The following is a 21,105-nucleotide window of genomic DNA, read 5'->3' on the forward strand; positions in this document are numbered from 1 at the left end:
TCTTTTTTCAGAGCATAGCACTTTTCCCTGTTTTCCTTATTTACAAACATCTTAATTCTTACGATCATGGGAAGAGCTAATATTCCGGTGCAGAACCTTTATTCCGATTGTTCTGCTGTGGAGATCCGCAAGGGACTATCGGAGATCGAGAATATTTCCAATATCTATATCAGCCTGGAAGATGCTTCCGTCATTTTTAACTTTAAGCGTGCTAATGATCTTTCCAAAGTAGAAAACCAACTTAGTTTTTTAGGCTTCCCTCCGCAGGGAGAATGAAGTCACTTCGAGCATCTCGACTTGCGCCTCCGCTAAAGCTTTTGCGGCACGCGGGCGCTCGATACAGGCTCGTCGAGAAGTATTCCTTCCGTCTTTAAGTGTGGTATTAATAAAATTCTCCTCCTTTGAAAGGAGGAGTGGATTCCGTTTCAGGAATCTGTAACGGAAGACGAGGTGGTTCTCCACACCCCTCTTGTTTTCTCCCCTCAAGGGGAGAACAAAATCCTCGAGGTGACAAAGCACCAATGATCAATAACCAATAATCAATGATCAGATTTCAATTGCCAATAGCTAAATGCTAACTGCTAACAACTAAAAACCACCTTCGTGCACCAAAGCGACAGCGTAGGTGTAACAACCACCAACTAACAACCAACTGTAACATCCTAAACGAATCCCCATCCTTTTAAAGAGGGGATTTTTTTATCTCCCTTGTAACCTTTTCCGAAAAGTCCGGTATTAGAAGTAGAAATCAACTGAAAGTGTAGAATCTTGGAAAGTCTGACCGATGAGGAATTAATGATCCTGGTAGCCAATGGAAATATTGATATGGCAAGGCATTTATTTGATCGCTATCATGTAAGGATCTACAATTATTTATTGGGGATGACCAAAAACAGGGAAGTGAGCCGGGATATTACTCAGGAGGTATTTTACAAGCTGATCAAATACCGGGGATCGTACGGAAAGACCCGTTTCTCATCCTGGATCTATACGATCGCGAGGAATTTGTGTAACGATCATTTTCAGAACCTTAAAAACAAGGATTATTCCTGGGATGAAGTTGAGTTCAGGGCCGGAAAACCCGACAGCAATACGATAGAGCAAAAAGAAAATACAGAGCAGCTGAACAGGGCTTTGAATATGTTGAATAAACAGGAGAGAGAACTGATCCTGATGAGTCGGTTCCAGAAAATGAGATATCAGGAAATAGCAGAGATAACCGGCTTAAGTATAGCTGCTGTAAAAACCAGGATCCATAGGGCAATGCATAAATTAAGAACGTATTATTTCCAAAATATAGAACTGTGAAATGTAAAGAAATAGAAAGCAGGCTTATAGATTTTATAGACCGGAATCTGGATGACAGATCTTTTAAGGAAACTGAAGATCATCTGGAACAATGCACGGGTTGCCGGGAGGCACTGGAAGAGTTTAAAACTATCTTCTGCGCCATAGATAATGCGTATCAGGAAGTTTCGGATCCGCAACTGAGAGCCGATTTTGAAAAGATGCTGGAAAGAGAAAAAGAGCTGGTACCAAACCAGGAATTTCCTTCTTTTTACAGCAAGGAAAGAAATTCCCGAAGACCGTTTTTGCAGCTGGCTGCAAGTATTGCTCTTATATTGATGAGCTATTTTTTTGGGAAATATCAGGATCAGGAAGAGCATACCCAGGAAGTAGCCGATCTGGAGAAGGAAAAAACAGAATTGAAAACCGAGATGACCATTTCGATGATAGAAAATGGATCGGCAAGTAAACGATTACAGGCGGTCAGTTATGCAGGGGAATTTCAGGAGCCCGGAGATGAGATCCTGCAAGCCCTTACAGGAAAGATGTTTAATGATGAACACGTTAATGTTCGCCTGGCAGCAGCGGAAGCTTTAATGCGGTTCTCAGATTCGCAGGAGGTGAGAAAAACACTTATAGAAGCCCTGGAAAAAGAACAGGATCCAAGCATGCAGATAGAGCTTATACATATGCTGGTAGAGATAAAGGAAAAAAGGGCCGTTCCTGTTATGAAAGCCCTTTTACAGAAGGAAAGCACCGCCAGTTATGTAAAAGAACAACTGAATATCAGCCTGGAGATGTTGATTTGAGAATATTAAAAAAGAAGGATGAAAAAAATAGCGATCATAGGATGTTTTTTAACGGTAATCGTCGCTTTCGGACAGGGCAATTACAGAGAATCTCTGGAAGGGATCAAGAAGGTAAAGATAAACTCTGCACCGAAGGTTATTATAAAGGCACATTTGGGAAATGAACTTCTTATCCCGGAGGGATCACTTAAAAAACCGGGAAACACAAAAGGATTGAAATCGGTGTTCTCGGGGATCGAAGACAATACAGATCTGGGATTAAGGATAGAAAGAGAAGGAAATGTACTCAGCATATTAAATTTAAGGGATATGCGGGGTCCCGACCTGCTTATTTACCTCCCCGAAACTATGGATATCTCCATACGGGGTCAGGATAATTGTGATGTACAGATCGAGGGTTTTAACGGAGAGATTGAAGCCAGAACAAATCAGGGAACCATAGAAATTGAAGATGTCACCGGTCCGATCGTTGCAAATAGCAATTCGGGAGATATAAGGGTGATATTCGATGAGTTAAATCAGGCTTCTCCCATTTCTATTATCTCATCCGCAGGGAATATAGATGTAAGTCTCCCTTCGCATACTCCGGCCAGATTAAAACTCAGGGCAAATGCAGGAGATATTTATACCGATTTTAACCTCAAATTTTCTTCCGAAACTATATCGCGAAGGCAAACTTTAAGCGCAGAAATAAATAATGGCGGAGTACATATTAATTTACTGGCCTCTTCCGGGAATATCTATCTGAGAAAAAAATAAGCAATTGTAAATATGAATTTTTAAAAGGGAAATAAACTTCCCCGGGTATTCTATTGCCCGAAAACAAACATTAAAACCAAGTAAAAATGAAAAAGTATCTGCTAAAATTAAGCCTGTTCTTAACCGGGGTGATCCTGGGTTTTCAGGAACTTCCTGCTCAGGATGGAAAGAATACAGAAGCACAAATTGATCAGCTTTTTGCCAAATGGGACAAACCTGATAGCCCCGGAGCTTCGGTTGTGGTGGTAAAAGACAACGAGACGGTTTATACAGGAGCCTTTGGAAGTGCCCAGCTGGAATACGATATTCCCATCCGCCCTAATACCGTATTTCACGTAGCTTCCATATCCAAGCAATTCACCGTTTTTTCGATCTTGTTATTAGCTGAAGAAGGAAAATTATCTTTAGATGATGAGGTGAGGAAGTATTTCCCGGAACTCCCGGAATATGGAAAGAAGATCACTTTAAGACATCTGGCCAATCACAGCAGTGGTCTTAGAGATCAATGGGATCTTCTTATGTTGGCGGGATGGCGACTCGATGATGTAATTACCAGAGAGCATATACTAAAGGTAGTAAGCAGGCAAAAGGAACTGAATTTTAATCCGGGAGACAGGAATCTTTATTCCAATACAGGCTTTACCCTGTTGGCAGAAGTGGTTGCCCGTGTCTCCGGGAAGTCTTTTGCCCAATTTACAGAGGAACGTATTTTTAAACCCCTGGGAATGAAAAACACCCTTTTTTATGACGACCACGAAAAGATCGTTAAGAACAGGGCTTATTCTTATCACGAGAAAGGAGATTATTTTAAGAAAAGTGTGCTGAGCTATGCCAATGTAGGGGCAACCAGCCTTTTTACTACAGCTGAGGACTTTGCCCAATGGGCACTGAATTTTGAGAATCCAAGGGTAGGGAATGAAGCCATAATTACACAAATGAATGAGCGCACCCGACTCAATAGCGGAGGAGAAACAGGCTTTGCCCTGGGGCAGTTTGTCGGTACTTACAGAGGGGTGAAGGTAATAGCACATTCAGGTTCGGATGCAGGATACAAAGCTTATTTTATCCGCTTCCCCGATCATCATTTGTCAGTAGCTGTTTTCGGGAATGTCTCTTCCTTTAATGCGACCGGCAAAGCTTTGGAAATCGCCGATGTTTATTTAAAGGATGTTTATCCGAAAGAAGAAAATGCCCGACGAAAAGCCTTTAAGCACAAGCGCAGGATCTTTACTAAACTCAACAGGCAGCAGCTGGAAAAATTTACCGGAAACTACTGGAACCCTGAAGACTGGTACAGGCGTGAGATCTTATTTAAAAATGATAGTCTTATCTATTCCAGACCGGGAGAAAATGATACGCCTCTGGCTCCCATAAGTGAAAACGAATTTAAAATGATTGGCGATTCCGAGAATGTAAGCGTTGTATTTAATGAGAATGATAATGGAGAAGCCCGTATGCAGGTCCTGGTTAACGATAGGGAGCCCATTAATTTCTACGCCTATGCTCCTGTAAACCCTAAAGAATATACCGGTACTTTTTACAGTGAAGAACTGGAAACATCGTACTCTCTTGTTGTGGAAAATGGGAAACTTATTATTAAGCACATTCGGTTAAGTGATATTGAACTAAAACCCATTAAAAAAGACCTTTTTATAAGCGATCACAATAAATACCGGCAAATCGAATTTGTAAGAGATAAAGCAAATAGAGTTACAGGATTTAAAGTCTATAACTTCAGGGTAAGAGGGCTTTGGTTTAAGAAGATGTAGATGGCTAATCGCCAGTATTAAGTACAAAGTATTGAGTAGTGAGTATAGAGAAGAGCGTCACTCTGTCTGCCGGCAGGTAGGTTCGAGCATCTCGACTGCGCTCGATACAGGCTCGTCGAGAAGTACGATTTACGATTTTAGATTTACGATTGTTGAATGTTAGATTCTCAATGTTCAATTTTCAAATCAACTCATCTCCAAATTATCAATTCCAACAACTAACAACTGGCAACCAACAACTGACAGCTAACCAGCATAACAAACACTTTATCTGCTAAAATCCTCACAACAAGGAAGATAATTGGATAAATCTTAAAAATGACCTAAATTATAGGAGCTAATCCAATATTTTTCAATCATGCTTAAAACCGGCAAACCAATTTTCCTGTTGTTACTCCTTTTTTGCCTGAATTTTAATTATTCTCAGAATGTGGAAGGAGTATATCTGGCGTTCTATGAACGTGGAGATGATCTGACCAAGGCCAAGCAAAGTGAGCTGCGAACCAAGTTTAAAAAGAAAGACGCAAGGTATGTCTATAGTTTTTTAAAGGTAGAGAATATGCTTTACAATATCCGGGATCAGGAAGTAAAAGTGCGTTTTAATTATTACAAGGAGGACGGGAGTTTATTCGGATCTCCGGAAAAAACATATAAGATCCCTAAAGACTGGAAGCGCGTTGACCTGTGGACAGGCTGGGGTTATGCCACGACCAACAGATGGCAGGCCGGAAGGTATACGGTGAAGGCCATGGTAGAAGGCAGGCAAATTGCCCAGGGTATGTTCTATATAGATAATACCAGTGAAAGCGGATACATAAGTAAGGTGAACCGGGTTCGTTTTTTTGAAGGTGGAGAAAAAGTCCCGGAAACAAAGAATTATGCAACCGCATTTTCAAAAAGCACTTCCAGATCTATTTATACGGAAGTGAATTTTCCGAATGCCTATTACAATGTCAAGGACTGGAAAACCGATATTACCCTTCGTTATTACAAACCTGATGGCTCTCTTTTCGGTTCTCCTAAAATTAACCGTGTAATCCCTAAAACCTGGAAGTCTGCAAATGTATGGAGAGGCTGGGGATGGACCAGCACCGGAAACTGGCCTTTGGGCAACTACAGGGTAGAAGTTTGGGACGGAGATACCATGTTAAGCAGCGGATACTTTACGATCAATAATTAGATGTGAGTAGTGAGATATCAGTCCCGATAACTATCGGGATGAGTACAAGGAAGATAACCACACAAAAAACCACCATTCTTTAAACAGAACGGTGGTTTTATATTTATAGGTAGTGGATTCCCATTTGCATGGGAATGACAGTATCGTTTAATTATTCAACTTCCACATAAGGTGCACCGGCATTTTTTAAGGCGGTTGCTACCTGCCTCATACTGTTTTTAGCAGCATCGAGTTTAGTTGACAAATTGTTTAACTGGTTATTAATGATCTCCAGGCTGCGTTTATGCGTAGCTGTAGGCCCGTAAGTAGATCGTTCTACTCCCCTGAAGATCGCGAACATCCTGTCGCCAACCGTAGGTCGGGTCTTTTCTCCTACCTGCTGCTTGGAAGTGTTGCCGTAAAGCTCCCTGCTGATATCCTGCAGGCTCTTATTAAGGTCGTATAACTGCTTATCAAGACCACCGGGATTTGTCTGAGCTCTTTCCAGTGCCTTTTGCATGGCAGCCACATTTTGCGTAGCTCTGTTCAGGCGAACATTTAATGCAGAACTTTTAGCGGTCGCTTCCTCATAGCTTCTCCAGAAATTAGCAGCTTCCTGAGGACTTGCTCCATCCAAAGCACCTTTTCTGAGAGGCACCACATTAAAGGAAACAGGCCCTGCCAGCTGACTTACCTGCCCGTCTACTTTTTTAGAAAGACTTACGCTGTATTTCCCGGGCGCTACCATAAATCCGCGAGCATCATTAGCAAGGTTACCGGCTGCAATTGCATCGGGAGCAGGGTATCTGAGATCCCAGGCCACACGATGAAACCCGGCTTTTACAGGTCCGCTGATCCTTCTTACCACTTTTCCGCCGGCATCGGTTATCGTAAGGATGATCTCCGGTTTACCCTGGCTGCGTTCTGCCTCCACTTCATCCCATCCGGGGAAAGGAATATTGGCATTTTTGAGTTTCTTTTCTTTTTCCTGTCGTATTTCTTTTTTGGTTTTCAGACCGTCTTTTAAATGATAGGTAAATACCGCACCAAAGTCCGGATTCGGAGCCACAAAATGAGAAGCTCCCTGATCGCCTTTTATTTCATCAAAACTAATATCGGGTCTTTGGATATACCACCAGGCATCACGGGTAGAGAACAGGCTGGCTTCTTTGTTCAGCTCTGCTTCCGTAACTTCTCTCAGAGCGCTGTAATCGTCGAGTACAAAAAAGCCTCTTCCGAAGGACGCCCCGATAAGATCGTTCTCTCTTCTCTGGATCTGGATATCTCTAAAGGAAATGGTAGGAACTCCACCTTTGAGTTTTATCCATTTACCTCCTCCGTCAATCGTAAAGTAGATCCCGAATTCGGTAGCCAGGAACAGCAGGCCTGGTTTTACATGATCCTGTACTAATCTCCATACCAGGGTGGTTTGCGGAAGATTACCACGGATGGACTGCCAACTGCGGCCACGATCTGTACTTTTAAGGATATATGGTTTAAAATCGCCGTATTTATGATTGTCCAGGGCTACATATACCGTATTGGCATCGTGCAGGTCTGCACGAATATCGTTTACAAATGCTGTAGCCGGTACTCCCGGAAGATTCCCTACATCTACCTTGCGCCAGTTAGCACCGCCGTCTTCGGTAACCTGAATGGTCCCGTCATCGGTTCCGACATAGATCAATCCTTCCTGTTTAGGCGATTCTGCCAGGGAAGTAATGGTGTTGTAATTAGACATGGCAAGGAAATCCCACGGAGCATCCCAGCTTTGTGTCCGTCCCATGATCGGAAGCTCAATACGCTCCTGATTTTTGGTCAGGTCGCCGGAAATAGCTTTCCATGAATCCCCTCGATTATCCGATCTCCACACTCTTTGAGAGGCGAAATAGATACGTTTGGGGTCATGTGGACTTACAAGAATAGGAGCATCCCAGTTAAAGCGCTCAAAATTCTCATTGGCTTCGGGCTGAGGTTGGATATCTATCACTTCTCCCGTGCTGAGGTCGATACGTGAAATATTTCCTTCCTGACGCTCTGCATACATAATATCGGGGTTCCCCGGTTCTGTTGCCGGCTGATGCCCGTCCCAGTTAAGTACGATCTTCCAGTCGGAGTTCTGTATCCCGTGCACATTATCGGTTCTCGAAGGACCTCCCTGGGTACTGTTATCCTGGGTACCTCCGTAAATATTGTAAAAAGGAGCACTGTCGTCTACTGCCATTTTATAGAACTGGGTTAACGGCAGGTTGTCTATAAAACGCCAGTTTTCAGTAAGGTCGAAACTTTCGTATAATCCTCCGTCCGTACCTACAAGAAGATAGTTGGGATCGTTCTTTTTAAAGGCGATAGCATGATTATCGGAATGTTTGCTTTCTTCTTTCATTCTGCGGAAAGTCTTCCCACCGTCATCGGAGATCTGCATACGCACATCTACAAGGTATAGACGCTCAAACTGATGAGGGGAAGCATAAAGCTCCTGATAATAATGAGGTCCGGTTGCTCCTGAAACGGCGTCTGATCTTTTTTCCCAGGTGGTCCCTCCATCCGCAGAGCGATAAACTCCTCCGGTTCTTCTGTCCAGCTCAATAGCTGCATATACGATATCCGGTTTCTGAGGAGAGATGGCCAGGCCTATTTTTCCCATTTGCGATTTCGGTAAACCATTGCTTAGTTTCTCCCAGCTGTTTCCTCCGTCGTCACTTCTGTGAATTCCCGATCCCGGGCCTCCACCCATATAGGCGGCAACTGTACGATGTCTTTGCCAGGTGGCTGCGTACAGCCTGTCCGGGTTTCTGGGGTCGATAAGAATGTCGGTTACTCCTACCCACTCATCATCGCCTAAGGTTTTTTTCCATGTCTTTCCACCGTCTTCCGATTTGTAGAGTCCGCGATCTCCGCCCTTGTTCCACAGAGGTCCCTGGGCAGCTACCCAGATAATATCGGAATTCTCCGGATGTACAATGATCTTGGAAATATGTTCGGATCTCTTAAGTCCCATATTCTTCCAGGTCTTTCCTCCGTCATCACTGCGATAAACCCCGTCACCGAAACCAATATGACGACCTCCGACATTTTCTCCGGTTCCGACCCAGATGGTATTGTAATTATTAGGATCGATGGTAACGCTACCTATCGAATACACTTTTTGACTATCGAAGATGGGCGTCCAGGTGGTTCCTGAGTTGACAGTTTTCCATACTCCTCCCGAACCTACGGCTACATACCAGATACTTTCGTTTTCGGGATGAATGGCAATATCTGCAATCCTCCCCGACATAAAAGCGGGGCCTATATTTCTTAGTTTTAATCCCGAAAAAGTAGTTTCGCTCAGAACACTTTTCTCAGCGTCTGCCGGCTTTTTACGGGAACGCTGAGCATAGGACTCGCTGCTGTACATAAGCAGGATACCTATGACAAGAAGACGTGAAATAAATTTTCTCATTTTGTTTTTGTGTTGGTTATTTTGAATGCCACATACGGGCTCTGCCCGGGTGACATATAAGTATCTTATTCAAGAATGCTGTGAACCCCGTTTTCCAGAGTGTAAAGCGTACTGATCTCTTTATCGGTCAGGCTTCGGTTAAAGATGGAAAGGTCATCCATGATCCCGATATATCCCAGTCCCAAATATATGTTAGACTGATCCAGCTCCCAGCTAAAGGGTGTTGCGATACCGGTTCGGGTTCCTTTTAACTCTCCGTTCATATAGAGGGATGCTTCCCCGTTTTCGGTATTCAGCCCTGAAAAATTGATCAGAATATGGGTCCATTCTCCTTTTCCGAAAGGCGGATTCTTAACTCCTGTAAGCCGATCGATAAAAATAGGATTCTCGTTGTCCGGACCTTCCGGATTCGGGTTCCATACATCTCTGTCACCGATAACTCCCAATCGGAAATCCCTCGGATTCTCCTTGGTGAAATCTACCCAGATAGCAGCATCGTTATAGCTAACATCGGTAATCTGAATAGGATCGCAATAACCCGGTTCCAGATCAGTTTCCGGATCAAGGCTTAGCCAGAAAGAGATAGCTCCGCTCCAGTTATCCTTGCTGTAGGCAATGTTATTTGTACTCGGGTAATAGATATTTCCCGGACTCCTTTCAGTAAATAAAAGTCCGTCTCCATAACGTCCTTTACCCTCAGTAATGCTGATATCGGGTTTGTGAAGACCTACTTTGGCAGAATCTCTCATTCTTCGGGAAGGAACCGTGTACATATGGGTGTCTCCCAGGGCAAAATCGGCATCTACTCCATTATCAAAAGAAGCATAGAGCGTAAGTGCCGCTTTAAGGTCGGCATTGGTCGTGTCCTTTTTACAGGAAACCAATGATATTGCAAGTATAAAGCTGAAAAACGCAAGGCGTTTTATGGTTGGTATTTTAAGCATGATGTTATAGTGTTTAATGATCTCTAAAAGAGCATTAAAGGTAAGGATTAATATATAAAATTTTTAGGGCGATTTGTGATATCCTGATTTGAGATTGAAGAATGCTGAGTTTAAAATTTTGAGGGTTTAATCATCAGTCGGATACACTTGTCACCCTGAGCGCAGTCGAAGGGAAAGGAGGATGTCTACCTTAAGTAGACGAGATGGTTCTTTACACCCCTCTTGTTTTCTCCCCTCCAGGGGAGAACAAAATCCTCAAAGGGACAATTTGTATAGCTTGAAAATCACCTCTCGGAACCCCTGTATTCAGGGCTTTTTTTAGAGTGGTTAAACAAATCGCCAAAAGTTGTTTAAGCTTTTTTCCTGAGTTGTTTAACTTCTCTTCTTAAACTGTTTAACCTTTTATTTTGAGATGAATAACAAATCTTAATGAGTTGAATAACATTTCTTTTTAAACTGAACAACAAGTCTCCGGGAGTTTATTTAACCCTTCCGTCTTTAACTGCGATATATATCTGAAATCGCAGATATAAAATCGTCAATCATATTCACCCCTCTTGTTTTCTCAATAAATAAAAAGAAAAAAACCCTCCAATCCGGCCGGGGCCTGAACAGAGGGGATTAATTGATTAAAGTTTACTTAATAATCCGGTTAGGGCTATGCTTTTGTTAAGTGTTGCTCTATTAATTCTTTCGGATGTATACATTTCCGAATCCGGCATCCAGTTTCATTTTGTTTTTACCGCCATTGAGCTCCAGCTTCATGTTTTTGGTTTTGTTGCCCAGAAGGTTTTCGGTAACGATCGTGAAATCCAGGTCGCTGTAAATATCGCTGGCAGAAACATCCAGGTCGAGACTCACCCTGCTGGGTAACTGGATATCTATATGCCCGTCATTGCTTATCAGGGAGTATAACCTGTTCGGCGTGGTTTTGTCAAAAACAGCTTTGATATTTCCTCCCACGGTATTTACCAGTACCGGTCCGCTAACATCTACCAGGGAAATGGAACCGTAAGATGATGAGATCTCTACTTCTCCTTTAAAATTACTCAGCTCCCAGGGTTTTGAAGAGACAAAGAAGATATTGGCATTGCTCTTTTTGCAATTACCGGTGTTCCACTCCAGTTTTACGGTATTAGGGATCTTTATCTGATATTTAGCCGATGCAGAAACCGTATACGTCAGGCCATTCGGATCTTTTTCCAGATCCTTGATGATCAGTTGACCGTTCTTTTCCTCTATGTCGAGATAAAGATTATCTGCCGGGTCGTTTGATGTTCCCAGTTTCTTTAAACCTTTTTTCAGGTTGTGTTCATTTACATTTCTGTATACGGTGCTCAAACGATACGAGATCGCTGAGTCTAAATCCTTTTTCACGAAATTGTTTTGAGATTGAGGTAGACTTTTAGCGCTACCCTGGACCAGTCTGTACAAAGAATTTCTGGCTCCGTTTACCTGAGTGATAACTACTTCGTTCCCGTCATAACCACTGATCTGGACATTAGAACTCATACATATTTTTACTACTCCGCTCTTAAAAGAGATCTTTTTTTCTTTATCCTGAGCATTTGTACCTGTTACAAGGCTTAGGAATACACATATTGCTATTAGCTTTTTCATTTTTTTAATTTTTAAGTTTATTCATTGCCAGGGTGGCATTTCCCTTCACCACGGGGAACGTTTGTTTGTCTTCAATAATCTGCTTCAAGGGTTCTTTTGCGCGCTCTTCCCTTAAAATGGTGAGTGTTTTTATTAATTTAAGCTGAACCAGGGGTTCCTTTTCTGTTTCCAGGGCCTTGATAAGTTCCAGTCTTACTTCCTCATTATTCGGAAATTTTATCAGGGCATCAATGGCCGCAATTTTCACATTGATATTATCGTCTTTATGCAGCAGTTCGATAAGTTTCTTTAAAAGCCGGTCGTCTTCTTTTTTATAGGCATCTTCATATTCGTATACGGCTTGCAAGCGTCCGCTGGCAGTTTCATCACTCATGGCGGTTAGCATATAATCTCTCTGTTGCTTTTCTCTTTCCAGCTTCTGATTGTAGAAGAATCCGAGAGAAACGAGCAAGGCAAAACCGGCGGCCATAGCCAGGTATTTTACAGGAAACTTCTTTTTCTTTTTTTCGGGATGCAGTTCTTTTTTAAGCATCTGCTCAAATACCGGAGTGGCTTCCGAAGGCATTTTTTTATCGTCAAATGCATTTTTATGATCCCTTATATACTTTTCCAAACTCATGACAGTATTGTATTTTTCAATTGCTGCTGCAACTGTTCTTTTCCTCTTTTATATTGATTGCGAACCGTGCTCTCATTCAAATTCAGTGCCTGCGCAATCTCTTTATGTGTATAATTCTCTATCAGGTAGAGTACCACTATGATCCGGTACTTTTCCTTTAGTCCGTCTATGGCTTTTTTAACACGTTCTACCGACCATTGCCGATCTGCATCATCATCTTTTTCATCGGTCTCTCCGTCGGCAACCTCCGTATCTTCCAGCCATTTTATTTTTTTCTTCGCTTTTAAAAGATCGAGAGAATGATTGATCACTATTCTCTTTAACCATGCCCCCAGGTTGGTGTCATAATCCAGTTTGTGGATATTTTTAAAAGCTTTTATAAAAGCATCGTGAACCGCATCCTGGGCATCGTGTTCATTTCTCAATATTCGCCAGCAGGCATTAAACATCATATCCTTATAGGATTCGTATACTTTTATTTGTGCCTGATAGCTGTTTTGCTTACACGCTTTTATGAGTTCCAGATGCTCCAAAAAATGTAATTTGATTCGTTGGTTTATTCTATTAACTGTGCTTTTTCACTTTTGTCTCAAAAATTACTATTAAAAAATGTAAAAAAGTTAAAATAAGGGGAATTTAGCCATTAGCCATTAGCCATTAGCCATTAGCGGTTAGCTTGGAATTTGGGATTTGGAATTTGAGTATTGGCTGTTAACTATTAGTATTGTCCCCTTGAGGGGACTTTAGGGGTGTTTAGCGGTTAGTTGTTTGTTGATGGTTGTCAGTTGTTGGATTTGATAATTTGGAGATGAATTGATTTGGAAATTCAACAATTGTAAATATAAAATCGTAGATCGTACTTCTCGACTGCGCTCGAAGTGACACACTTCTAAATACTCATTTATCTTTTTTATCTGTCATTTTGGCTTTTGGCTATTCACCGTTGGCTAAAAAGATATCCGATTTTATTTTCTAATTTAGAGGGAAACAAAAAATACAAGATTGAAACTAGATCTCTGGTCCATATTAATGATCGTTGCTATTGCGCATGGTGTTTTTGTGCTGCTGCTTTTCGTATTTAAAAAACAATTAAAGGGACATAACCTGTTTCTGTTGGGACTGATCCTTTTATTCGGCTGGTTTCAGCTGGAGTTTCTGGCCATAAGAAATGTATACAGTGTTAACTTTCCAGTTTTTTACGGTACCCGTTACGGATCCTGGTTTCTGGCCGGGCCCCTGGTGTATTTTTATATAAGATCGATCACCGATTCGGGATGGAAGTTCTCTTCCAGGGAACTACTTCACTTTCTCCCCTTTGTGGTTTTTGTTTGGATCATCCCCCTCCTGAGCGCCGATTCGTTAAGCAGGGGACAGGTACACTACGGGATGCTTTCGGTATTTGATTACCGGAAGAAGGTGGTTACTCCTTTTCAGTATCTGTATTCCACGGTTTTTGTTTTACAATTTATCCACCTGGCATTCTATCTCTTTCTGAATCACAGGTTGGTACGGAAGTATGCCGGACAGATCCGGGATGAGTATTCCAACCCCGATTCCAATGTGAGGTGGCTGCGGTGGTTCAATCTGATCATGGTGCTTATCCTGATCTTTGCCACGGTCTTTTTAAGCCTGCTTTTCTTTTCGGATATCTACAGAAGGCACCTCGATTATATTTATGTCCTGCCCATGGGAGTGCTTATCTACAGTATCGGCTTCTATTTTTCGGGACTGCAATGGAAAAAGACCTCGGAAGGAGAAAAGGAGAAATACGCAAAATCTTCCCTTCAACAGGATACGGTTAACCGCCATATCGGACAACTGAAGCAGCTTATGGTACTTGAAAAACCATACCTTAATAATGAGTTACGTTTAAAGGACCTGGCAGTATCTGTTAATTTAAGCCCGCATCATCTTTCTCAGCTTTTAAATCAGCATTTACATACCTCCTTTTTCGATTTTGTAAACAAATACAGAGTGGAGGAAGCCAAGGAGATCATCGAATCCCAACCGGATCTGACCATGCTACAGGTGGCTTTCGATTCGGGTTTTAACAATAAGACCTCCTTTGTGAATGCCTTCAGAAAATACGAAAAAACAACCCCCTCCGATTTTCGTATGGCCTGCCTTTCTTCTTAATTTTTATCTAAAAGAGAGCAATCCCTATAATGATTGTCGCCTTTTTTATGAGGTAGATGTATCCTTGTTTTCAAAACATACAAAACCTTATTGATATGAAAACAAGATTATTTTGCACCCTTTTGGCATTGATGTCCTTTTTTAGTTTTAAAACGGCTACCGATACTTACGAACTGGACAAAGGCCATACTTTTATAGAGTTCGGGGTAGAGCGTTTTATGGTGGGAGAAGTTTCCGGCCGTTTTAACGAGTTTAACGGGAATGTCAGTATAGAAGGAGATGATATTACTACCTTAAAAGCAGATATTACCATCCAGGCGGGTAGTCTTGATACCAATCACAAGACCAGGGACGGACATTTAAGAAGCAAGATCTGGCTGGATACCGAGCAATATCCGGAGATTAATTTTAAATCTACTTCGGTGAGTAAGGGCAGCGATGGTAAAGTAATGATGAGCGGCGATTTTACCATTCACGGAGTTACCAAAAATATCTCTTTCCCGGTAGAAATACTCGGGCCGTTCAAGGACCCTACACAAAATGTGACTATTGGGATCAGAACAGACTTTACCATAGACCGTTTTGATTACGGGATCAAATTCAACAAGAAAATGGATAATGGTTCTTTCTTTATCGGGAATGAAGTAAGGATCAAGGTAAGGGCACTTGCCGCAAGAAGATCGTAAGTTAATTTCTTACCCTCCGGAAGCCGCGTATATGATCTAATATATGCGGTTTTTTGTTAATGGAAAAGTATCTAAAGAGATTTTAAATTTCATTGATTAAATTTGGATTCAAACACAGGGTAATTTTGAATCAGTTTAGGGAATTTACCAGAAAGATAGTTGACTTTTCGGAAGAAGAATTTCATGCTCTTTATCAACTTATAGAGATTAAGAAGTATAAAAAAGGAGAGTTTTTTGCCACTCCATCCAAGGTGTGTCATCATGTAGGGTTTCTTTTGTCCGGAATTTTCAGAGTGTATCATCTGGGTCAGGATAAAGAAATAACCGATTACTTTAATACTACTGAACGAAACCCATTGATTTCATCTTTTTCCAGCTTTCTTACCCAAACACCGGGGAATGATTATGTAGAGGCAATCGAAGATTCTGAGATTATAATGATCTCCGGCTCCAATCTTCAGAAGTTATATGACAGATTTAAATCTTTCGAGAGGTTCGGGCGCATTTTGGCTGAAAAAAATTATGTGTTGGCCCTGGAACGAATAGAATCACTTCAATATCATTCTGCAACGCAACGTTATGAGTCTTTTCTGCAGTTATACCCTCAACTCATAAACCGGATCCCGAACTATTATATAGCATCTTACCTGGGGGTAACACCTGAATCTCTAAGCAGAATTAGAAAAAGTTTATCCAGCAATTAAATTCTTATCATAGATCAATGTGAGGCTTTCATGTCGATCATAGCTTTGACTCAAATTCAAAGTTATGGATCTGAAATTTCTAGAATACAAATGGTTTAATCTCACCTTAAGATTTTCTAAAGAGGAGAACATAAGAGAAAAATGGCTTTATGAGATCGTATCAAAACACAGTAGTTTTAACAGGGCATATCACAACCTTGAACATATAATAGAATTATGCTGTCTGATCGAGGATTTCGAAAAGCAGCTGGAGAATCCGGAAAGCCTTTATTTTGCGGCTTTTTTTCATGATATTGTTTACTTTCCGGGAAAAACCAATAATGAGATTAAAAGTGCGTTGCTAGCCAGAAAAGCAATGAATGAACTTTCAGTACCTGAAGACATAACGGATAAGGTGACTTCTATCATCCGGAATACCAAAGATCATTTTCACATAGGGAGCTCTGAAAGTAGAGACACTCTTTTTTTCCTGGACATGGATTTGTCTATTCTTGGTAGTCATTTCGATAAGTATGAGGAATACTATAGGCAAATACGAAAAGAGTTTATTTGTTTTCCTGAGAAAGTTTATAAGAATGGGAGGAAAAAGTTCTTAAGGTCATTATTAAAGCGAAACTTTATTTTCCATACTGAACCGTTCAGAAACAAATTCGAAAAACAGGCGAGGGAGAATATTTTATTAGAACTTAAAAATTATAGAAGGGTATGGATAAATGTATAGAACTTTTCTCAGTTGAAGGAAAAAAGTGCTTTGTAATTCGCCAGTTTTTATCAGAGAAAATGGTTAAGCAGTTCCTTATCGATAAAAACTTTTCAAAAGCCATCATGCATTACCCTTCTTATTATAGAAATAATGAGCGTTTCTTGGAAGACAATAGAAAACTATCTGAATATCTGTTTAAGAAATCCAGACAATTTTTGCCTAATGAAATAGTGGATAGAAACGATGGTTCGGTATGGAGAATTTCGGGAATAAATGAAAGAGTAAGATTTTGTAGATATTTACCGGGGCAGTTTTTTGGGAGGCATTTGGATGGGGTTTATCATGTATCTGATAAAATTAAATCCAAATTGACTTTTATGATCTATCTAAGTGATCCAAATAGTTATGAAGGAGGAGATACTATTTTTTATGCTTCCAGAAATGGTGATATACTTCATAGATTCAGGCCTGATAAAGGAGATTTAATTGTTTTCCATCATGATCTGTGGCATGAAGGAGAACGGGTGATCTCGGGAGAAAAATACATTTTAAGAAGCGATATTATATACGAAAAAGTTGGTGGGAAGGAAAAGGAAGTATCGGGGCGTTACGAACCTTGTCATTTGGGATATATTTGGAAGTTATTAAAATTTAATGATGATACAATTATATCTGCTGGTAGAGATAAATGTATTCGGGTTTGGGATGTGAATAGTGGATATTTAAAACAAAAAATTCAGCAGCATGAAAATTCAATCCTATGTATTGATAAAATTGACGAAAACCACATAATATCAGGAGCTCGTGATGGAACTATTAAAATATGGAAGAGGGTTAATAATAAATTTGAGCTTGACAAAACGATCACAACAGAAGCCCACACTGTTCTGGATTTGTTGAAAATTGATGAAAAAACTTTTGTCTGTACTACTTCCAATTTCGATATTCAATTATACAGTACAAAAGGAGAGTTAATTTATAAACTTGTAGGTCATAAGGACTGGGTGTGGAAGGTTATCAGAATTGATGAAAATACTTTAATTAGCTGCTCGCAGGATGGTAGTTTAAAAATGTGGGATTTAATGGCTTATAAAGAAATAGCAACGTTGAATGAAAACAAATCCCCTTTAACATCTGTTTTAAATATTGATGATAAAATATATGCAGGAGATCAATATGGGGTACTTAACATTTGGCAATTTGATAAAAAAGGTAAATGGAGTTATATACAATCGTATAAGGTACACGATGATGTGATCAGAGATCTTTTGTGTATTGAAAACTCAAAACTCATAACTGCTTCAGAGGACAATAAAATAAGGGTATGGTCATTACATAATATGGAATTGCTAAATGAGTTTAAGCATCAGGATTTTGTTCAATCTATCGTTTATGATAAAAAGAACAAGGTTGTCATTAGTGGCTCCTACGAGGGTAAAATGCAGGAATGGAAAATAGAGAATTAAGCATATAAGTTTTACTCCTTCCTTAACCATAAAAACTCATAGGCTTTTAGGATGAGCACCTCGTCTTTAAGGGTAGCTTTCCAGTCTTTTGCAAGGTCTGTATATCCGGCAGGGATATGAAATCCGATCTTTTGAAGCCAGGCTCCGTCTATGGTTTGGGGGTTGTCGTCAAAATTGCATAACATCAAAACATTGTCCTCGGACGGGGACCATCTCATAAAGGCAAAAATGTGTGGATTCGGACAGTCTTCCAGGCTGCAGTTATTGGAATCTGCAAAAACCGGCAGACTTTTTCTAACGGCAATAAGCCTCTGCAGGTTGAAAAATATATCGGCACTATGATCTTTTCCTTTTTTAAGCTGATTAACTGTTTCCCAATGAAGATAAGGCCGGTTTACCCAGCGGCTATCGTCCTTTTTGGCAGGATCTTCCAGGAAGGAATAATCGTTCAGGGTTCCGATCTCGTCTCCGGAATAGATCATCGGAATACCTCCGTAGGAAAGCAAAATACTGTGAAGAAGGTTAATTTTAGCCACTGCCTCTGCGATTCCGTTTTTGTCCTTTTTCTCCAGGGCGGTTTCCAGTCCTGCAAGGGAAGCCATACTTCCGGTGATCCGGGCATCTTCATTCTCCGGATTGTACATAAACTTAAGACCTTTGGCCGGCGACCAGTCCAGTTCCCGGCAGTAATATCGTATCAGGAATTTGCGATGCTCGGAAGCATCCCAGCCCACCCCGTAAATATGCTCATCCTCAAAACCAAGACCGATATCGTCATGGCAACGTGCATAATTGATCCAGGTACCGAACTCCGATTTTAACGGAACTTCAGACAGGCTTTTTCTGATCAGCCGGGTTTCCTTGGTGGCGATAGATTCCCAAAGGAGAGCCATAAGAGTTGCATTATAAGCGATCTCACATTCGTTGCCTTGCCCGAAGTATTTAACGATCTCTTTCGGGGCCACGATAGCTTCGGCCAAGTAGATCATCCCCGGAGCTACCACCTGAGTACACATCCTGAATAATTGAATCAGGCTATGGGCTTCCGGCAGGTTTTGGGAAGTGGTGTCGAGTTTTTTCCACAGGAATGCCAGGGCATCAAAACGAATAATATCTACTCCCATATTCCCAAGATCGATGAGGTTCTTGAACATAGAGAGAAATACTTCGGGATTTCTGTAATTCAGATCCCACTGATAGGAATTAAAAGTAGTCATTACCCATTGTTCAATACTTTCCTCATAGGTGAAGTTTCCCGGGGCCGTCTCCGGAAATATCTCCAGCATAGAGCGATCGAACAGGTTCGGCAGGGTACGATCGGGGAACATATAGTAATGATCCTGGTATTTTTTATCGCCCTTTTTAGCTTTTTTAGCCCATTCGTGCTCGTCTGAAGTGTGATTCACTACAAAATCTAGCATCAGAAACATTCCCTTTTTACGAAGATTGCGGGTTAGTTCCTTTAGCTCATCATTACTTCCAAATTTCCTGTCTACTTCCGTATAATGGCTTACGGCATAACCCCCGTCGTTTTCTCCTTTCGGCCGTTTCATCAGCGGCATCAGGTGAAGGAAATTAACTCCCAGCTCCTCAAAATAATCCAGTTTGGAGATCAGCCCTTTCAGATCGGAATTAAAATGATCTGTGTAAAGCTGCATCCCCACCATTTTTTCGCTTTGATACCAGCGGGGGTCCTTACTTCGTTTCAGGTCGGATCGTTTCAGATCGGCAGGTCGGAAAATAAACAATTCGTATAGCTGCATCAGAAGCTTATCGAAAACTTGCCGATGTTCGTCTTCGGGATAGAGACTAAAAAACAACTTCTTGATAAAGGGAAGGTTGGAGGCCAGTCTCATTTCAAACGGACCGGCTTCGGGAACATCATCCAGCCTGAATTTCCCGGCTGTTTTTGCCTGAAGCTCGAGAAGGGTCTTATGAATATCTGCCTGGTTCATTCCTTAATATGCGTTGAGTTGCTCGGGGCCCGGTAAGGCTGCAATGGCTCCATATTGAGTAGCTGTTATTGCTCCTGCAATATTGGCTTTCCGTACCATTTCGGAAAGGGCCTCTTTATCTTTTAATACGGTTTCAGGATCTTCTACTTCGGAGAGTTGCTTCAGCAGGCAACCTATAAAAGCATCTCCTGCTCCCGTAGTATCTACCGGATTTATCGCTATACTTTCTATTTGTTTCTGATAGTAGGATGTACTCAGTAAGGTGCCTTCTTTCCCCAGGGTAATGCATATGGCTTTTGCTCCCGTTTGATGCAATTCCCGGCAGGCATTTTCTATATTTTTCTTTCCCGATATAAGCTGGGCTTCTTCCAGGCTGAACTTGCACAGGTGGGCTTTCCCGATAAAGGGCAGGCATTTGTTTACAAATTCATCTTCCCGCTGTTTCCAGAGATCGCCCCGGAAGTTAGGATCAAAACAGATAAAAGCTTTGACTTTAAAAGCTTCCTGCAGGTATTGCGAATAAGCTTTCTCCAGTTCACCTCCCAATAAAGCGGTAGCCGCTCCGAAATGAAGGATCTGCCCCGGGAAAAGCGCTGCCAGTTTTGGGTCGAATACCAGTTCCTTATCGGCCCCTCTGCTAAAGACAAAATCCCTTTCGCCATCTTCTGCCAGGGATACGAATGCCAGGGTGGTAAACGTACTGCTTCGCTGTACAAAGGAAACCGAAACCCGGTGATCTTCCATGGTATTCATCAGGAAATTACCAAAGGGATCATCTCCCACGCAACCCACAAAATAACTCTGCCCGCCAAGTTTGGCTATGGCCGCAGCAACATTGGCCGGAGCACCTCCTGCCTTTTTGGTGAACTCCGTTGCCTTGCTTAGATCGCTTCCCTGCCGTTCCGCAACAAAATCGATAAGCATTTCCCCAATACAGTAAATGTTTTTCATCCTGTTATGAATATGAATTACTTAAAAGAAGGTATTGAAAAAGGAGGTCTGCCTGGCCCATCTCAGGTCTCACTATCTGATGGTAAAAAGCCT

The 21,105-nt window shown here is 41.5% G+C and carries 18 protein-coding genes; 11 read left to right on the plus strand and 7 right to left on the minus strand.

Annotation, left to right across the window (positions count from 1 at the left end):
* The first annotated feature begins 66 nt into the window (after positions 1-66).
* The 6 genes from GWK08_RS12980 (at position 67) to GWK08_RS13005 (ending at position 5,804) form a co-directional block, all read left to right on the plus strand.
* Entirely contained in the window at positions 67-276 is a 210-nt protein-coding gene (locus GWK08_RS12980) for a hypothetical protein (protein ID WP_163607654.1), read from the plus strand.
* A 492-nt stretch (positions 277-768) separates the two neighbouring features.
* The gene (locus GWK08_RS12985; RefSeq protein WP_163607655.1) at positions 769-1,308 is read left to right on the plus strand and encodes an RNA polymerase sigma factor; all 540 of its coding nucleotides are present in this window, start codon (positions 769-771) and stop codon (positions 1,306-1,308) included.
* Entirely contained in the window at positions 1,305-2,096 is a 792-nt protein-coding gene (locus tag GWK08_RS19405; RefSeq protein WP_163607656.1) for a zf-HC2 domain-containing protein, read from the plus strand. Before GWK08_RS12985 ends, GWK08_RS19405 begins: the two co-directional genes overlap by 4 nt.
* An 18-nt stretch (positions 2,097-2,114) precedes the next feature.
* Complete coding sequence (locus tag GWK08_RS12995) at positions 2,115-2,855, plus strand: DUF4097 family beta strand repeat-containing protein (RefSeq protein WP_163607657.1); 741 nt, start codon at positions 2,115-2,117, stop codon at positions 2,853-2,855.
* A gap of 86 nt (positions 2,856-2,941) precedes the next feature.
* Positions 2,942-4,624, plus strand: a complete 1,683-nt coding sequence (locus GWK08_RS13000) for a serine hydrolase domain-containing protein (protein WP_163607658.1) — start codon at positions 2,942-2,944, stop codon at positions 4,622-4,624.
* A 358-nt stretch (positions 4,625-4,982) separates the two neighbouring features.
* Positions 4,983-5,804, plus strand: a complete 822-nt coding sequence (locus GWK08_RS13005) for a hypothetical protein (RefSeq protein ID WP_163607659.1) — start codon at positions 4,983-4,985, stop codon at positions 5,802-5,804.
* 151 nt (positions 5,805-5,955) lie between these two features.
* Here GWK08_RS13005 and GWK08_RS13010 read toward each other — a convergent pair whose 3' ends face one another.
* The 5 genes from GWK08_RS13010 to GWK08_RS13030 form a co-directional block, all read right to left on the minus strand.
* Entirely contained in the window at positions 5,956-9,228 is a 3,273-nt protein-coding gene (locus GWK08_RS13010; RefSeq protein WP_163607660.1) for a VPS10 domain-containing protein, read from the minus strand.
* 65 nt (positions 9,229-9,293) lie between these two features.
* Entirely contained in the window at positions 9,294-10,172 is an 879-nt protein-coding gene (locus tag GWK08_RS13015) for a LamG domain-containing protein (RefSeq protein ID WP_163607661.1), read from the minus strand.
* A 684-nt stretch (positions 10,173-10,856) separates the two neighbouring features.
* The gene (locus GWK08_RS13020) at positions 10,857-11,792 is read right to left on the minus strand and encodes a DUF4097 family beta strand repeat-containing protein (RefSeq protein WP_163607662.1); all 936 of its coding nucleotides are present in this window, start codon (positions 11,790-11,792) and stop codon (positions 10,857-10,859) included.
* 4 nt (positions 11,793-11,796) lie between these two features.
* Positions 11,797-12,411, minus strand: a complete 615-nt coding sequence (locus GWK08_RS13025; protein ID WP_163607663.1) for a HEAT repeat domain-containing protein — start codon at positions 12,409-12,411, stop codon at positions 11,797-11,799.
* On the minus strand, positions 12,408-12,944 hold the full coding sequence (locus GWK08_RS13030) for an RNA polymerase sigma factor (protein WP_163607664.1): 537 nt from the start codon (positions 12,942-12,944) through the stop codon (positions 12,408-12,410). The genes GWK08_RS13025 and GWK08_RS13030 overlap by 4 nt, the downstream gene beginning before the upstream one ends.
* 469 nt (positions 12,945-13,413) lie before the next feature.
* Here GWK08_RS13030 and GWK08_RS13035 point away from each other — a divergent pair, with 469 nt between their 5' ends.
* The 5 genes from GWK08_RS13035 (at position 13,414) to GWK08_RS13055 (ending at position 18,106) form a co-directional block, all read left to right on the plus strand.
* On the plus strand, positions 13,414-14,547 hold the full coding sequence (locus GWK08_RS13035; protein ID WP_163607665.1) for an AraC family transcriptional regulator: 1,134 nt from the start codon (positions 13,414-13,416) through the stop codon (positions 14,545-14,547).
* A gap of 95 nt (positions 14,548-14,642) precedes the next feature.
* On the plus strand, positions 14,643-15,233 hold the full coding sequence (locus tag GWK08_RS13040; RefSeq protein ID WP_163607666.1) for a YceI family protein: 591 nt from the start codon (positions 14,643-14,645) through the stop codon (positions 15,231-15,233).
* A 125-nt stretch (positions 15,234-15,358) separates the two neighbouring features.
* Positions 15,359-15,937: a Crp/Fnr family transcriptional regulator gene (locus tag GWK08_RS13045; protein WP_163607667.1), complete on the plus strand. Its 579-nt coding sequence runs from the start codon at positions 15,359-15,361 to the stop codon at positions 15,935-15,937.
* 64 nt (positions 15,938-16,001) lie between these two features.
* On the plus strand, positions 16,002-16,658 hold the full coding sequence (locus GWK08_RS13050; protein ID WP_163607668.1) for an HD domain-containing protein: 657 nt from the start codon (positions 16,002-16,004) through the stop codon (positions 16,656-16,658).
* Positions 16,643-18,106 carry a 2OG-Fe(II) oxygenase gene (locus tag GWK08_RS13055; protein ID WP_163607669.1) on the plus strand — a complete coding sequence of 488 codons (1,464 nt, stop codon included), beginning with the start codon at positions 16,643-16,645 and terminating at the stop codon, positions 18,104-18,106. The genes GWK08_RS13050 and GWK08_RS13055 overlap by 16 nt, the downstream gene beginning before the upstream one ends.
* Positions 18,107-18,117: 11 nt before the next feature.
* Here the strand turns inward: GWK08_RS13055 and GWK08_RS13060 are convergent, their stop codons facing one another.
* Both GWK08_RS13060 and GWK08_RS13065 read right to left on the minus strand, forming a co-directional pair.
* Positions 18,118-20,061 (minus strand): alpha-amylase family protein, encoded by a 1,944-nt coding sequence (locus tag GWK08_RS13060; RefSeq protein WP_163607670.1) that lies wholly within the window; start codon positions 20,059-20,061, stop codon positions 18,118-18,120.
* A gap of 3 nt (positions 20,062-20,064) precedes the next feature.
* Entirely contained in the window at positions 20,065-21,012 is a 948-nt protein-coding gene (locus GWK08_RS13065) for a carbohydrate kinase family protein (protein WP_163607671.1), read from the minus strand.
* Positions 21,013-21,105: the final 93 nt, after the last annotated feature.

The sequence above is a fragment of the Leptobacterium flavescens genome (assembly GCF_010671605.1).
Classification (GTDB): domain Bacteria; phylum Bacteroidota; class Bacteroidia; order Flavobacteriales; family Flavobacteriaceae; genus Leptobacterium; species Leptobacterium flavescens.